The organism is Pseudoclavibacter sp. AY1F1 (genome assembly GCF_002931075.1).
In the GTDB taxonomy this organism is placed as follows: Bacteria; Actinomycetota; Actinomycetes; order Actinomycetales; family Microbacteriaceae; genus Pseudoclavibacter.
In genome coordinates this window covers 95,335-110,164 of the sequence record NZ_PSTQ01000005.1, presented here as the reverse complement: position 1 = coordinate 110,164, position 14,830 = coordinate 95,335, and the positions used below count along the sequence as shown (strand labels likewise).

10 protein-coding genes, 1 tRNA gene and 1 other RNA gene are annotated in these 14,830 nt (G+C 66.0%); 6 read left to right on the top strand and 6 right to left on the bottom strand.

Annotated elements, in window-relative coordinates; all coding sequences use genetic code 11:
• Positions 1 to 8: 8 nt before the first annotated feature.
• Complete coding sequence (locus tag C5B85_RS10040) at positions 9 to 2,882, bottom strand: DNA polymerase III subunit gamma and tau (protein ID WP_104285888.1); 2,874 nt, start codon at positions 2,880 to 2,882, stop codon at positions 9 to 11.
• Positions 2,883 to 2,990: 108 nt separating this feature from the next.
• A complete protein-coding gene (locus C5B85_RS10035; RefSeq protein WP_146077922.1) occupies positions 2,991 to 3,440 on the bottom strand; it encodes an Lrp/AsnC family transcriptional regulator in 450 nt (149 codons plus the stop codon).
• A 219-nt stretch (positions 3,441 to 3,659) separates the two neighbouring features.
• Between C5B85_RS10035 and C5B85_RS10030 the strand changes: the two genes are divergently transcribed.
• From C5B85_RS10030 to kynU, 3 genes are read left to right on the top strand one after another with little or no spacing between them, the layout of a single operon-like run.
• Complete coding sequence (locus C5B85_RS10030) at positions 3,660 to 5,054, top strand: amino acid permease (protein WP_104285886.1); 1,395 nt, start codon at positions 3,660 to 3,662, stop codon at positions 5,052 to 5,054.
• Complete coding sequence (locus tag C5B85_RS19790) at positions 5,011 to 5,814, top strand: cyclase family protein (protein WP_181064380.1); 804 nt, start codon at positions 5,011 to 5,013, stop codon at positions 5,812 to 5,814. Before C5B85_RS10030 ends, C5B85_RS19790 begins: the two co-directional genes overlap by 44 nt.
• The gene (kynU, locus tag C5B85_RS10020; protein ID WP_104285884.1) at positions 5,811 to 7,082 is read left to right on the top strand and encodes a kynureninase; all 1,272 of its coding nucleotides are present in this window, start codon (positions 5,811 to 5,813) and stop codon (positions 7,080 to 7,082) included. Before C5B85_RS19790 ends, kynU begins: the two co-directional genes overlap by 4 nt.
• Before the next feature lie 64 nt (positions 7,083 to 7,146).
• Here the strand turns inward: kynU and C5B85_RS10015 are convergent, their stop codons facing one another.
• Together C5B85_RS10015 and pta are read right to left on the bottom strand one after the other, a co-directional pair.
• Positions 7,147 to 8,334, bottom strand: a complete 1,188-nt coding sequence (locus C5B85_RS10015; RefSeq protein WP_104285883.1) for an acetate/propionate family kinase — start codon at positions 8,332 to 8,334, stop codon at positions 7,147 to 7,149.
• Positions 8,335 to 8,388: 54 nt separating this feature from the next.
• Positions 8,389 to 10,503: a phosphate acetyltransferase gene (gene pta, locus C5B85_RS10010; protein WP_104285991.1), complete on the bottom strand. Its 2,115-nt coding sequence runs from the start codon at positions 10,501 to 10,503 to the stop codon at positions 8,389 to 8,391.
• A 102-nt stretch (positions 10,504 to 10,605) separates the two neighbouring features.
• Between pta and ffs the strand changes: the two genes are divergently transcribed.
• The 3 genes from ffs to C5B85_RS09995 all read left to right on the top strand — a co-directional run bounded on the left by ffs (position 10,606) and on the right by C5B85_RS09995 (position 11,746).
• Positions 10,606 to 10,702: signal recognition particle sRNA small type (gene ffs / locus C5B85_RS10005), an RNA gene on the top strand.
• A 195-nt stretch (positions 10,703 to 10,897) separates the two neighbouring features.
• Positions 10,898 to 11,551, top strand: coding sequence for an SDR family oxidoreductase (locus tag C5B85_RS10000; RefSeq protein WP_104285882.1), 654 nt, complete (start codon positions 10,898 to 10,900; stop codon positions 11,549 to 11,551).
• A gap of 107 nt (positions 11,552 to 11,658) precedes the next feature.
• Positions 11,659 to 11,746: transfer RNA gene (locus C5B85_RS09995), tRNA-Ser, on the top strand.
• A gap of 293 nt (positions 11,747 to 12,039) precedes the next feature.
• Here C5B85_RS09995 and C5B85_RS09990 read toward each other — a convergent pair.
• Positions 12,040 to 13,173, bottom strand: coding sequence for a hypothetical protein (locus C5B85_RS09990; RefSeq protein WP_104285881.1), 1,134 nt, complete (start codon positions 13,171 to 13,173; stop codon positions 12,040 to 12,042).
• A 266-nt stretch (positions 13,174 to 13,439) separates the two neighbouring features.
• Positions 13,440 to 14,801, bottom strand: a complete 1,362-nt coding sequence (locus tag C5B85_RS09985; protein ID WP_104285880.1) for a hypothetical protein — start codon at positions 14,799 to 14,801, stop codon at positions 13,440 to 13,442.
• Between the last annotated feature and the right edge of the window lie 29 nt (positions 14,802 to 14,830).

Genomic DNA, 14,830 nt, shown 5'->3' with positions numbered 1-14,830 from the left:
GACACGGCTCAGTAGCCCCCGTCTTCCGGTGGTGGTGGTGCGGAGAAGTCGTCCTCCGGCGGAAGCTCGACGGCTTCGGGCTCAGGCGCGATGATGTCCTCGCCGATGAAGCGGGCGCCGAGGCGTTCGCGCACGATCGCCTCACCGTAGCGCTCGACGCCGGGAATGACGGGTGCGCTCGCGACTCGCTGCGTGCGCTTCGGGGCGGGCGGCGCCGGTTGGGCCTCCGGGGCTGGTGCCTCGTCGGTCGGTGTGGACTGCGCAGCCGCAGTCGCGTTTCGTGGTGCGGTCGCTGTGGCGGCCGCGTTCGGCGTGGCCGACGGGGTCGGCTGCGAGGCAGAGCCCGCGCCTGGCGCGGTCGCCGTTCCCGGGATCGCGGCGGTCGCCCATCCGGAACCGGGGCCATCGTCGGGAATGGACTCCTGGCCTGGGATCTTCGCGACGGTCCAGTTGAGACCGCTCGAGGAGGCCGGGGCCGAGCTCGGTGCTGCCGCGGGCTTGGACTGCGCCGCCGGTGCGCTCGATGTTGGCGCGGATCGTTCCCGCGCGGCCGGAGAGGCCGCCCTGGCTGGGGCCGGGTCGGGCTCCGCGGGGGCCGGAGCAGGCTCGTCGGCGCGGCTCGGCGCCTGTGTTCCGCTCGGAGTCCCCGAGGCGCTGGCTCCAGCCGGTCGTTGCGGCTGGAACTTCACGGTGATGCCGAACATCTCGTTGATCGCGGTGCGGAGCACGGCGCTCGGCGAATCGGTTGCCCCGCGCTCGCCGCGGAACTGGTCGAGCACGGTACGCGAAGGCACCTCGAACACGAGCAAATCGCCGGCGAGGTCGCGAGGATGCACCGACTGCGCGACGCTCCAGGCGTGCGTGCCGCCGAGGTCACGCATGCGCTCGAGCAAAGTCGGCCAGGCATCGCGCAGCTGCGCGAACACGGGAGGCTCGGCCGATGCGCGCGCCGCCGTGGCGTGAGGCACCGGAACGGAACCGGAAGTCTCGCCGGACGCGGGTACAGACTCGGATGGAGATTTGGGGCCGGACGCGGGTTCAGACGCGGATGCAGATCTGGAGCCGGACGCGGGTTCGGACGCGGAAACCGGCTCTGCCTCGGTCTCCGCACCGGAAGCTGGTTCGAGCCCTGCCTCTGCTTCTGGCGCCACCACTGCCGCTGGCTCAGGCGAGGACTCCGGGGCATGCTCGGCGTCAGACTCAGACTCAGACGAGGGCTCGGGCACAGGCGAGGGCTCAGACCCAGGCGAGGGCTCGGGCGCAGGAGTGCGCTCGGGCTCGGAGTCAGAGTTGGGGTCCCCAACGGGTGGGGCAGCGGGCTCGTCCTCGACTGGAGCATCGGCATCAGTGGGTGCATCGGCATCAGTGGGTGCCATGACAACCGGTTCCGGACGAGGGGTTCCAGCTTCGACCGGCGCCGGTTCGGGCGTCGCTGACGGCACACCGGAGCCGGGAGAAGCAGCGGCCCAGGAAGCGGCGGCCAGACGTGCGGCGGAGGCAGTGTCCTGTTCAGGGGCAGAGGGAGTGACGGCCGCAGTTGGAGCGGCTTCGCGCTCGCTCGGAGCCGGGTCCGCGGCTCGAGCCGGGCGCGGTTCCTGAACGATCTCGGGCTTGCGTTCCGCGTCCGGGGCCGCAGCTGCCGCCGTAGCCGGCGGCGCTGCAGGCACCGCCTCGGCAACAGGCGCGACGATTGCGGCGGGAGTTGCGGGGGCGAGCCGTGTCGGCGACGTGCCGGGTGCATCCGCGACCGCAAGCAGCGTGCCGCTGTCAATGAACTCGGCACGTGACGCGACGAGGATGCGGGCGACCAGCAGCTCGAGGTGGAGCTTCGGCGAGGTGACGCCGCTCATCTCGCTGAGGGTCTCGTTGACGAGGTCAGCGATGCCCGTGAGCGCGGCGGGTGAGAACCGGCCTGCCTGCACGCGGAGCGCCTCGACCTCGTCTGCGCCGAGCCCGCGAAGCACGGCACCCGCGCCTGGCCCAGTGGCCTTCGCGACGATGAGGTCGCGAAGTCGCTCGAGCAGATCCTCGACGTAGCGGCGCGGGTCTTGGCCCGACTGGATGACGCGATCGACGGCCGTGTAGGCCGCAGCCGGGTCGGCGTCGGCGAAGGCATCGATCGATTCGTCGAGGAGTTCCTGGCCGGTGAAGCCGAGGAGCGCCGCCGCACGCTGGTAGCCCAGGAGGCCCGTCTCGGAGCCGGCGATGATCTGGTCGAGCAGCGAAAGCGTGTCTCGCGCGGAACCGCCGCCGGCGCGCACGACAAGCGGGAGCACGCCAGGCTCGGCCGTCACGTTCTCGCTTGTGCAGAGCTCTTCGACGTACTCGAGCATGAGTGCGGGCGGGATGAGCCTGAACGGGTAGTGGTGCGTGCGCGAGCGGATCGTGCCGATGACCTTCTCGGGCTCGGTCGTCGCGAACACGAAGCGGACGTGCTCCGGTGGCTCCTCCACGACCTTGAGCAGGGCGTTGAAACCAGCCGAGGTCACCATGTGGGCCTCGTCGATGATGAAGATCTTGTAGCGGTCGCGGCTCGGCGCGAGGATTGCGCGCTCGCGCAGCTCGCGAGCGTCTTCAACGCCACCGTGGCTGGCGGCGTCGATCTCGAAGACGTCGAGCGACCCTCCGCCGTCGCGGGCGAGCTCGACGCAGCTCTGGCAGACGCCGCAGGGGGTGTCGGTTGGGCCCTCGGCACAGTTCAGGCAGCGGGCCAGAATACGCGCGGAACTCGTCTTGCCGCAGCCGCGCGGACCGGAGAAGAGGTAGGCGTGGTTGACGCGGCCGGTGCGGAGCGCGGTCATGAGGGGTTCGGTGACCTGCGACTGCCCGATCATCTCGGCGAAGTTCTCAGGCCGATAGCGGCGATACAGGGCTGTGGCCATGCGCTCCATCGTAGACGGCGCCACCGACGCCGATGCGAGCAATGCGGTGTTTCGATCTAGGGCGCCAATGCATACCCCCTCCTAGCGACTCGCCGCGGACCAGCGTCTTCAACCGAGCGGTGCGCCCCCTTCCATTCGCTCGAACACGATCTGGGTGCGAGTGCTCCCGAAGGATCCATCGGCGGTGAGGTGAATACGGATGAGATCTCTGAGTGCAGGCACACTCGCGCATGCCACGTGAAGCAGGAAGTCGTAGTCGCCCCCCACCAGATACACACGTTGCACCCCAGGGATCGCTCGAAGTCGAGGCATCACCTGTGTGACCTGCGAACGCACTGTTGCGAGCATCCCTACGGAGACGAGCGCCTCCACGCTGGTCCCGGTCGACACGGAGTCAATCTCGGCGTGGTAGCCACGGATGACCCCGGCAGCTTCCAGCGCTCGCACACGACCGTGACAAGTCGACCGTGCGAGCCCCACCCGTGACGCGAGTTCCCGGTTCGTGAGTTTGCCGTCCTTCGAGAGCTCGGTGAGGATCAGGCGATCGCTCTTGGACAACTGAATTTCATTCACAGTTTCCCCTACTGGTGTCCCAAAAATCTCGAAATTGCGGAATTTCGACCCGAAACTCGAATCTTGTCCTGAAGGCTAGCTCACAGACGGTCGAAATGGCAGATTTGGCACGCTTCCACGCAGAACGTTCGCGCATCTCCTGAGGTGCGGAACTGCGCGTTCAAGGACACCGACCTGCAATGGCGCTCGAAGGGATTCCAATCCATGCCCGAATTTAGTGATATTCAGACCAGAGAGATCGGCTTGCAGAAGGGGCTCACTGCCCGCCAGCTGAGCATGATCGCCATCGGCGGCGCGGTCGGGACAGGACTCTTTCTCGGCAGCAAATTCGCGATCGGCTACGCCGGCCCCGCCGTCGTCATCAGCTACATCATCGGCGGCACGATCGCATTGCTGCTCATGGCCGCGCTCGCCGAGATGACCGTGCAGCACCCCACCTCCGGTTCATTCGGCGCCTACGCCGAGCACTATCTGAGCCCCATGATGGGTTTCCTTGTTCGCTACATGTACTGGGCGTGCATCGTACTCGCCGTGGGCACGGAGGTGACCGCTGTCGGCGAGTACATGCAGTTGTGGTTCCCCACCGTGCCGCCGCTCATCTGGGTCGTGCTCTTCGCGGGTACCCTGATCGCCGTCAACACAATGAACGTGAAGAACTTCGGAACTCTCGAGTATTGGTTCTCAGCGATCAAGGTCTTCGCAATCGTGGCCTTCATCATCGTGGGCACCGGAGTCGTCTTCTTCTCCGGCAACCCTTCGTTCGGCGCGAGCAACTGGGGTGCAGAGGGTGGCTTCGCGCCCAACGGTCTTTCAGGTATCTGGATCGCTGTCGTCATCTCGATCTTCAGTTACCTGAGCATCGAAATGATCGCGGTAGCTGCCGGAGAAGCCAAAGAGCCTGAGAAAGCTGTCAAGAAGGCGTACAAGGCCACGATCTTCCGACTCGTCGTCTTCTACATCCTCACACTGACGCTCATCGTCTCTATCGCACCGGTTTCAGAGATCCTCAGCGGGGGCAGCCCGTTCGTGACCGTGATGCAGGTCATCGGCATCCCGTTCGCAGACTCGATTCTCAACTTCATCGTCATCATCGCTGCACTGTCGGCGATGAATAGCCAGCTCTACATCTCTACTCGAATGATGTTCTCTCTGTCGCGAGCCGGCGAGGCCCCGCGAGCACTTGGAAAAATTCGCCCGAACGGTGCACCCGTGAACGCACTCATGCTGTCCACCGCCGGCATCGCGATCGCCGCAGTCGTCGGCTTCATCATCCCGGGTCAAGCATTCACAACCATGCTCGCGATCTCCATGTTCGGCGCCATGTTCACGTGGTTGATGATCTTCGTAACTCATATCGCCTTCCGGCGTCGCTTGCTGAAGACAAACACCGTGCTCAAGTACCGCGTTCGAGCGACAGGCATCGGCTCCTACTTTGGAGCTGTCATGATGCTTGCCATCACGATCACGACTGTGTTCGTTGCTGATTTCCAGGCGACACTCGCGTTCGGGATCCCGACTCTGCTGCTGTGCAGCTTTGCTTACCTCTTCGTCCGACGTGCGCGGACTCGGCGCTCGGCGGAAGGGGTTTCCGGTGACTGATGCTCGCGTCGCTCTCAATCGCGCGCAGGTCCAGACAACTCTCCACGATCTCACCACACCGGTCGACGCGCTGACGCCGCCCTGGCCGGGGGACCAACCGTTCCGACGGGCATCTCGGTGGAGCATCGAGGCCGGCGACGCAGTCAACGTGGACACAGTGACCACCACGACACACATTGGAACGCACATCGATGCACCATCGCATGTCCGAAGCGGGGGGCATTCGATCGACCGGACCCCGCTGGACGCGTGCATCGGCGACTGCCTGATTGTCGACGTTCGTCCTCTCGTGGGTGTTTCCACCTCGCCCCACGGCTTCGCGCCTCTCACACTGGTTCGATCACGGATAGCAGCCCTTGCCAGGGGTGTCGGTCGCGAAGCATCCAGCATCAAGAGAGTGCTTCTTCGGCACCGCGACGCCCCAGTTTCGACTTGGGATGGGCAGACACCCGGCCTCGACCCTGCGTTCGTGCAGTGGTTTGGGGATCATGGCGGACGTCTGATCGGCATCGACCTCCTGTCTTTTGACCCGGAGACGAGCAAGATGCTTCCTGCTCATAGCGCCGCAATCGACGCGGGGGTCGTCATGTTGGAAGGCCTCGACCTGACTCGAGTGCCGGAAGGATTCGGTGATCTCATCGCACTCCCAGCACTCTGGATCGGTGCAGACGCAGCGCCCGTGAGAGCCGTCTTCCGACGAGAAGCCGTGTGTTCTATTCCCACCCCCAACCCAATCATCCCCACTCGGAGGAATCCATGACCGGCCCCACCCATCCTCTTCAAAGCCGCCAGGAGTGCGTCACCGCGGATGCATCTGACCCACTCAGGGAATTCCGTAGACGTTTCTCCGTTCCAGAGAATCTTGTCTACCTCGACGGGAACTCCCTAGGCGTGCTTCCCAAAAGCGCGCCGGAGCGGGCGAAGGAAATCATCGAAACGGAATGGGGAAACGACCTCATCACAAGTTGGAACAAGAACGAGTGGTTCGCCCTTCCGCTCCGGCTAGGCAAAAAAATCGCCACCCTTGTCGGAGGAGATTCTGGTGGGTGTGTGGCAACTGACACCACGAGCATCAACATCTACAAGGCGCTCGGGGCCGCTCTCCAGATTCAGGCTGAACATCATCCTGAACGCCGGGTGATCCTGTCAGAACGTGACAACTTCCCCACCGACCTCTACATCATTGAGGGCTTGATCCGCTTCCTCGACCGAGGCTACGAACTCCGCTTGGTCGACGATGAGCTCTGCATTGAGGACGCCCTTGACGAGGACGTCGCCGTCACGCTTCTCACACAGGTCAACTACCGTTCCGGCAGCTTGTGGGACATACAGCGAGTAACGCGTCTAGCTCATGAGGTTGGAGCGCTCACGATCTGGGACCTCTGTCATTCTGCTGGCGCCTTGCCCATCAGCCTCGACAAAGCCGACGCTGACTTCGCCGTCGGGTGCACATACAAGTACCTCAATGGGGGGCCCGGCTCTCCGGCATTCATCTGGGTGGCTGAGCGCTACCTGGCGGACGCTCAACAGCCTCTGTCCGGCTGGTGGGGTCACGCGCGCCCCTTCGACATGGAGACGACTTATCGACCCGCCCGCGACATTCGTAGCTTCCTGTCCGGCACACAGCCGATCATTTCGCTCGGAACGATGCAGGCGGGGCTGGATCTCGCACTCGAGGCGGACATGAACCTCGTACGAGGGAAGTCCATCGCCCTCACGACGCTCTTCATCGAACTTGTAGAGACGCGCCTCCCAGCCCACCCCCTGACCCTCATCACGCCACGCGATCCGGAGAAGCGCGGTAGCCATGTGAGCTTTCACCACCCGAACAGCCACGCTGTCATGCAAGCGCTCATCGCAGAGGGAGTCGTCGGGGATTACAGGGAACCGGATGTGCTGAGGTTCGGCATAACCCCGCTTTACATCGGCTACGCAGATGTCTGGGATGCGGTCGAGACCCTGCGGAGAGTGCTGGACGAGGAGCTTTGGCGAGCCCCCGAGCACCAGGTGCGCCATTCAGTCACCTGAGTAGCCACGCGAAGGGCAGGTCGCGCACTCGCGGGCGCGCGATCTGCCCTTGACTTCAATGCTGTCAGGCGATCGCGGCCAGGCTCTGCCGTGCGATCTCGAGCTCCTCGTTGGTGGGCACGACCAGCACCTCGATGCGCGAGTCGTCTGTGGAGATGCGGCGCGCATCCCGTGACGGCGACTCGTTTCGCTCGGGCGACAACTTCACGCCGAGCCATTCAAGACCCTCGAGCACGTCGGCCCGCAGCTGCGCATCGTTCTCGCCGATGCCCGCCGTGAAGACGATCGCGTCGGCACCGCCGAGCAGCAGCATGTACGCGCCGAGGTAGTGGCGGATGCGGTGCGCGTAGACCGCGAGCCCGAGCTGCGAGCGCTCGTCCCCGGCGTTGGCCTTCTGCCGCACGTCGCGCATGTCGCCGGAGCCCGTGAGCCCGAGCAGCCCCGACTTGCGGTTCAGGAGATCGTCCAGCTGGTCGATTGTGTAGCCGCCACGCCGCGACAGGTGCACCAGAACCGCCGGGTCGAGGTCACCAGTTCGCGTGCCCATGACAAGCCCCTCGAGCGGCGTCATGCCCATGCTCGTCTCGACCGAACGCCCGCCGTCGACGGCGCACATGCTGGCGCCGTTGCCGATGTGCAGCACGATCGTCTTGAGCTCGCGCAGGTCGCGGCCCAGGAAGCTGGCGGTCTCCTCGGAGACGAACTTGTGGCTCGTGCCGTGCGCGCCGTACTTGCGCACCCGGTGCTGTTTCGCGACCTCGGCATCCAGCGCGTAGAGCGACGAGGCCTCGCTCATCGTCGTGTGGAAGGCGGTGTCGAACACCGCGACGTGCGGCGTCTCTGCGAAGACGTCGCGGGCGCCGACGATGCCCTCGAGGTTCGCCGGGTTATGGAGCGGGGCGAGCGGGATGAGGTCCTCGATGTCCTGCAGCACCTTGCCGTCGATGACCGCTGCGTCGAAGAAGCGGCGCCCGCCGTGCACCACACGGTGGCCCACGACAAGTGGCGGGAACTCGGCGAGGCTCGGACCGTGCTCCTCGAAGCCCTCGAGCATCGCCTCGAAGCCACGCGTATGGTTCGGGATGTCGGCCTCACGGGTGAAGGTCGCTCCACCGGACTTGTGGGTGACGCTCGCGACGGGCTCACCGATGCGCTCGACAAGACCGGACGCGAGCGTCGCCTCGCGTTCCATGTCGATCAGCTGGTACTTGAAGGACGAGGAGCCGGAGTTGACGACCAGGACGATGCTCATGAGCACCCTTTCTCGAGACCCGCGAGGCGCGGGCAGGACGTGAGGCGGACGCCCTCAGGAGCGCTGGGCCTGGATCGCCGTGATGGCGACGGTATTGATGATGTCTGAGACGAGCGCCCCACGGGACAGGTCGTTGATGGGCTTGTTGAGTCCCTGCAGGATCGGCCCGATCGCGACGGCACCGGCCGAACGCTGCACCGCCTTGTACGTGTTGTTGCCCGTGTTGAGGTCGGGGAAGATGAACACCGTCGCGCGCCCGGCCACCTCACTGCCAGGCATTTTCTTGCTCGCGACCGCAGCATCCGTCGCCGCGTCGTACTGGATGGGTCCTTCGACCAGCAGCTCGGGCATCCGCTCGCGTACGATGCCGGTCGCCGTTCGGACCTTGTCGACGTCGGCGCCGGAGCCCGACTCGCCCGTCGAGTAGGAGAGCATCGCCACGCGAGGCGCGATGTCGAACTGGTTCGCCGTCTCGGCCGAGGAGATCGCGATGTCGGCGAGCTGCTCGGCGGTCGGGTCGGGGTTGACGGCGCAGTCGCCGTAGACGAGCACCCGGTCGGCGAGGGCCATGAGGAAGACGCTCGAGACGACGGAGACGCCTGGCTTGGTCTTGACGATCTCGAAGCCAGGGCGGATGGTGTGCGCCGTCGTGTGCGCGGCGCCAGAGACCATGCCGTCGGCCAGGCCGAGGTGCACCATGAGTGTGCCGAAGTAGCTGACGTCGCGTACTCGCTCGGTGGCGGCCTCGATCGTGACGCCCTTATGGGCGCGGAGCCTCGCGTATTCCTCGGCGAAGCGTGCCACGTAGTCGGGGTTGCTTGTGCTGAGCACGTTGGCCGCCGAGAGGTCGACGCCGAGGGCGGATGCACGGCCACGCACCACGGACTCCTCGCCGAGGATCGTGATCTGGGCAACCTCGCGGGCCAGCAGCGAGCCAGCAGCCACGAGGATGCGGTCGTCGCTGCCCTCTGGCAGCACGATGTGCTTGCGGTCGGAACGGGCACGGTCGAGGAGCGTGTTCTCGAACATCAGCGGCGTGACGACCAGTGACTGCTTCACGTTGAGCAGCGCGACGACCTCGATGGCCGGGATGTGCTGCTCGAACTTCGCGAGAGCGAGGTCGATCTTGCGTCGCGAGATGCCCGCAGCTGCGAGGCGGCCTCGCGTCTGCATGATGCGCTGGGCAGTGTCGTACGTGCCGAAGTTGGTGCGGATGATCGGCACCTGGACGTTGAGTCCGTTGATGAGACGCTCGACCGCCGGCGGGAACTCGAATGGCCCGTTCACCACGATGCCAGCGAGCGACGGGAACGTCTCAGCCCCCTGGGCCAGAAGCACGGCAAGCAGAACGTCCGTGCGGTCGGCCGCGATGACCACAACCGCGCCTTCCTTGAGTCGCTCGAGGACGTTCTGCATCGACATTCCCGCGAGCACGATGCCAAGCACCTCGCGGCCGAGGAGCTCACGGTCGCCATAGACGAGCTCGCCGCCGACCGCATCCAGCAGCTGAGACAGGGACGGTGCCATGAGGAGCGGCGTCTCGGGGATCGCCCACACGGGCACCTTGTGGCCGAGCTCGCGGAGGGCGCGCTCGGCGACTGCCAGGCGAACCTCCTCCGTCGCGTTCTCGTCGGCCCGGTTGATAGCGATCGCGAGCAGGGTGGCGTGGGCCGCGTCCAGTTCCGGCAGCGTCACTTCGAGCGCCTGCGCAAGCTGCTCTGGCGTGCGCGGCTGCCCCTTGTCGGCGTCGAGGCCGGTCAGGACAAGCAGGACGGGTGCGCCGAGGTTAGCGGCGACACGAGCATTGAAGCCGAGCTCTGCCGGGTTGCCAATGTCGGTGAAGTCGCTGCCGACGATGACCACCGTGTCGCAGCGGCGCTCGAGCGCGCGATATCGGGTGACGATGCGGGAGAGCGCCTCGTCCGGATCGGCGTGCACGTCGTCGTAGGTGACGCCGAAGCCGGACTCGTACTCGAGACCGCGATTCTGCGGGTCGAGCTGCGAGAGCAGGAGCTCGAGGATGTCGTCTCGCGCCTCGGCGTTCTGGACTATGGGCCGGAACACGCCGACCCTGCCGATCGAGCGACTCAGGGCATTCACGACCCCGAGAGCGACGGCTGACTTGCCAGAGTGACCCTCTGATGACGTGATGTAGATGCTTGTCCCCACGTCTGGCAATGGTAGTCGGGTGGAGAGTCAGCGGGCTGTCGTGATCCTGCCAATTGTGGCGGAACGGAATTCGCGTACGGCGATGGTCGCGCTATGCTGGTCGACGGCTCCTCGCGTGGCGCCATCCAGGCCAACTCCCCCAGGGCGGAAACGCAGCAAGGGTAACCGGGCTCTGGCGGGTGCGCGGGGGGTCTTTTCTTTTGCGGATGCAGCAAGTGCGCTTGCCTCACCCGACGCCGCATCCTCGCCCCGGTCGCAGGGTTGTGGCGCAACGCTGTTCCGCGGGGGCGGAACCGCAGGGGGCCACAATTCTCCGCCGCTGAGGACGCGCCGCGCAGATCGCCCGCCGCGAACGCTGGCCTCGAACTCAGGCTGACCAGCTTGACTGGTGGGCATGAGAATCGCAGTCATCGGTGGAAACGGTCAGATCGCACGCCATCTAACGACCCAGCTCATCCAGCGCGGACACCGCGTCACGAGCATCATCCGCAACCCGGACTACGTCGACTCCCTCAAGGAGCTCGGCGCGGACCCCGTCGTCGCCGATCTCGAGCAGAACTCCCCGACAGATCTCGCAAAGCAGCTCGGCCACGTCGACGCGGTCGTCTTCGCGGCCGGCGCAGGGCCCGGGAGCACGGCGGAGCGCAAGCTCACACTCGACCGCGACGGCGCCATCCTGTCAGCGGATGCGGCAGAGCTCGCGAACATCCGCAGGTTCGTCGTCGTCTCTGCCATCGGCACCGACACGTTCGACCGAGACTCTGACGACGTCTACCAGGTGTACCTCCGGGCCAAGAGCGAGGCCGACGCGAACATCCGCGCCCGCAGCGCCAAGCTCGACTGGACCATCGTGCGCCCCGGTGGACTCACCGACGATGAGCCCACCGGCCTCGTCAAGGTGGGCGAGCAGGTCGAACGCGGGTCCATCCCGCGCGCCGACGTGGCCGCGGTGATCGCGGCCCTCCTCGACCGCCACGCGGGCATCCACAAGCAGTTCGAAGTCGTTTCGGGCGACGTGGAGATCGGATCAGCAGTCAAGAAACTCTAGCGAGGAGCCCGTCGGGGGTTGCCTGTTGGGGGCGTTTTGGCGCTCGCGTTCACGAACGGTCGCGAGAACCGCTATGCTCTTTCGAGGTGAGCGCCTGGCGCTCCCACGGAGGATTCGCCTAGTGGCCTATGGCGCACGCTTGGAAAGCGTGTTGGGTGAAAGCCCTCAGGGGTTCGAATCCCCTATCCTCCGCCACGCGCACGAAAGCCCCGACCAGGGATTCCAGGTCGGGGCTTTCGTCATCTCGCCGCGCGCTCGCAGCTTGGCGACGCCCGCGCGTCCCAGCCGCTCGATGGTGCATCCATACGGGAGAAACAGCTTCCTGACGCAGGGAACCTGCATCTCCCGCATGTTTGCGGAGGCATGGGCGGCCGGATGCGGGCGGGCGCGCGCAGACGCGCGGGCACAGACCGGCGGGCGCAGGCGGCGCACAAAAAGAGGGCGCCACCCGAAGGTGACGCCCTCTCAGCGAAGAGCTCGGTGGGCTACTAGGCCTTCTTGGCCGCGAGGCGGCGAGCGACGAGCACGCCGGCGCCCGTAGCGAGGGCGAGGAGGCCGATGCCTGCCGCGCCGAAGACGTCTTCTGCACCCGTGGTAGCGAGCTCAGGCGTCTTGTGGCCCGTGTTCGTGCCGCCACCGTTGCCCGCAGGAGCTGCGGTCGTCGTGGGCGACGTCGTGCCGCCTGGGGTTGCCTCGGCGATCAGGAACGTGAAGGTGGCCGAGAGACCGCTCGACTGCGACAGCGTCACCGTGTACTCGCCGACGGGCAGCGCTGTGCCCGACTGGTTGATGAGGACACCGGGGTAGGTGCCGTCTTCTGCCACGACGGAGTCGTCGGTCGGCTCGACCTCGACGGAGGAACCGTCGGGGTAGACAACGGTGATGTCGAGCGCGAGGCCCGGCGTGAAGTGCTGCGCCGTGTAGGAGATGTCGTCCGTGGGGAGGAAGCTCCCCGCGTTGGCGTACGCGACGGGTGCCTCGACCGTGGGAGTCGGGTCGACGGTCGGCGTCGGCGTGGCCGTGGCGACGGCGGCAACGGCGAAGCTGAAGTTGACGACGTTCTGAGCCGGCTGGCCGGCGTCGTCGGTGTAGTCCTGCGTGACAGTGGCGGAGTATGCACCCTCAGCGAGGAGCCCAGTGCTGGTGATCTCGCCCGCGTACGTGCCTTCGGCGTCCGTGGTCCAGGCGTTGCCTGCTGCCGCGGGCACTGCCACAGCGCTACCGTCAGGCAGCGTGAGAGTGATGCTCGACAGCTTGGTTTCGGGCGCCAGCCCGGTGAGGACGTACGTGATGCCCTCGTCAGGCGTGAAGCTGGGCTTCGTCGTTGCACCGGCGGCGGCAGGTGCCTCAGCCGACTCAGTGGGCGCCGGCGTCGCCGCTTCCTCGGAGGGGGTCGACGACGGCGTCGACTCCTCTGAGGACGTCTCCGTCGGAGCGGTCGTCTCGGTCGGAGCAGCCGATTCGGTGGCGGCAGGAGTCGTCTCGACGGGGGTCGCCGGAGGCGTGGTGGTCGCTGCAAACGCGGGTGCAGCGGTCAGCACGGCACCGCTGGCGAGCACACCGAAGGCGATCGTGAGGGCAGACGCGCGCTTGCGCGACGAGGAGGAGAATGAGGAAGCCATAACTAAAGAGTGGCCTGACTCACAGGTGATGTCCAGAAGGTTACGGACGATCCTAGTGAGCTATTGCTTCAGTGGACTCGCTCGGTCGACTGAAAATGCCTGATCAGATTAGGTTTTGACGCACGCTTCTGGACCGGCCTCGAAGACGGGGACTTCTCCCCGAGCGCTTGAATATGCATAGATATCTGCCCGTCAGACGAAAGCGGCGGGGCCGGACGCCATTCGGCGTCCGGCCCCGCTCACTGTTCAGCTTCAGTGCTGACGAATCAACTCTCGCGACGGCGGCTCAGGAAGCGCGCGCCCGTCACAGCTGCTGCGCCGAGGCCGAGCACCAGAAGGCCAATGCCTGCGGCCCCGAACACATCCTCGGCACCCGTGGTCGCGAGCGACTTATTCTGCGCCTTGCCCTTGCCGTCAGCGCTACCGTTGCTGCCGTTGCCAGCAGGGGCAGCGGATGCGCTCGGCGTCGCCGTGGATGTCGAGACCGCATCGCCGGTGACCTCGAAGGTGGTCGAGGCTTCCTGCTCGAGGAAGCTCACCGGAGCAGGGGCCGGCACCTCGGTGGCTGCGGGCGATTCAGCAGCCCGCGTCAGCTCCGACTCACCCGACACGATGAGCAGGCTCGAGTCAGATTCAGCCTCTTCGGCCGCGGGGACTGTCGCAGCAGGCGGAGTCGTGGCGTCGGGAGTGATTGTGGTCAGCTTGATGCCGTAGCTGCCAGTCGCCCACGCACCGTCGTACGTGATGATGCCGGCGTAGTTGCCGTCAGCATCCGGGACGATCGGTTCTGCAGCTTCGAAGGGTGCCTCTTCGCCGTCCGGAAGCACCAGCGTCAGCTCGAGCTCAACATCTGGCGTGAAGCCGGTTGCGACGTACGTGATCCCCTTCGCGGCTTCATCCTGCGTGTAGCTGGACTGCTCGGTCGCGACGGCGGCCTCGACGACTGGCGCCTCGGTCTCGGTCGGCTCCGGCGTGACCGTCTCAGTGGCGGTTGGCGTGACACTCGTCGTCTCGGTCGGCTCGAGCGTGGGCTCTTCGGTGAGTGTGGGCTCCGGCGTCTCAGTGGCCGTCTCAGTCGGCTCAGGCGTGGCCGTCTCAGTCTCGGTCGGCTCCGGCGACGCGGTCTCTGTCGAGGTTTCCGTGGGCTCTGGAGTGGCCGTCTCAGTCGGTGCTGGCGTCTCAGTGTCGAGGGAGGCTTCAGCCGCGAAGGCGGTCGAGGCCTGCACGTCGTCAGACTCGAAGAGGACTACGGCGTAGTCGCCCTCAGTCCATGGCACGTCGCTCGTCAGCTCGGCGCTGACCGCTCCGGACTCGTCGACCTTGTGCGACTCGGTCCCCCAGGACCAGTTGGTCTCTCCGTCGGGGCCGACAACCTGCACGTGGACGAGGTTGCCTGGCGTGAAGCCGGATCCAGTAACGGTGAGACCCGGGGCGTCCGCGGCGATCGTCTCTTCGGAGACGGAAGCGGATGCGGCGCTGGTGTCTCCATCGACACTCGCGTCTACCTGGTCGCCGTTCGCAGCGAAGGAAGGCGCGGCCGTGACTGCTACCCCACCGGCGACGACGCCGAAGGCGATGACGAGGGCGGTAGTGCGAGCGCGGGCGCTCTTGAAGGTGTCGGAAAGCATGAGGGGACGCTAACACGGCGGATTATTGT

Bases quoted from the DNA above. Each gene is read 5' to 3' on its own strand.
- C5B85_RS10040 (WP_104285888.1), bottom strand. From the start codon at position 2,882: ATGGCCACAGCCCTGTATCGCCGCTATCGGCCTGAGAACTTCGCCGAG.
- C5B85_RS10030 (WP_104285886.1), top strand. From the start codon at position 3,660: ATGCCCGAATTTAGTGATATTCAGACCAGAGAGATCGGCTTGCAGAAG.
- kynU (WP_104285884.1), top strand. From the start codon at position 5,811: ATGACCGGCCCCACCCATCCTCTTCAAAGCCGCCAGGAGTGCGTCACC.
- C5B85_RS10015 (WP_104285883.1), bottom strand. From the start codon at position 8,334: ATGAGCATCGTCCTGGTCGTCAACTCCGGCTCCTCGTCCTTCAAGTAC.
- C5B85_RS10000 (WP_104285882.1), top strand. From the start codon at position 10,898: ATGAGAATCGCAGTCATCGGTGGAAACGGTCAGATCGCACGCCATCTA.
- C5B85_RS09990 (WP_104285881.1), bottom strand. From the start codon at position 13,173: ATGGCTTCCTCATTCTCCTCCTCGTCGCGCAAGCGCGCGTCTGCCCTC.
- C5B85_RS09985 (WP_104285880.1), bottom strand. From the start codon at position 14,801: ATGCTTTCCGACACCTTCAAGAGCGCCCGCGCTCGCACTACCGCCCTC.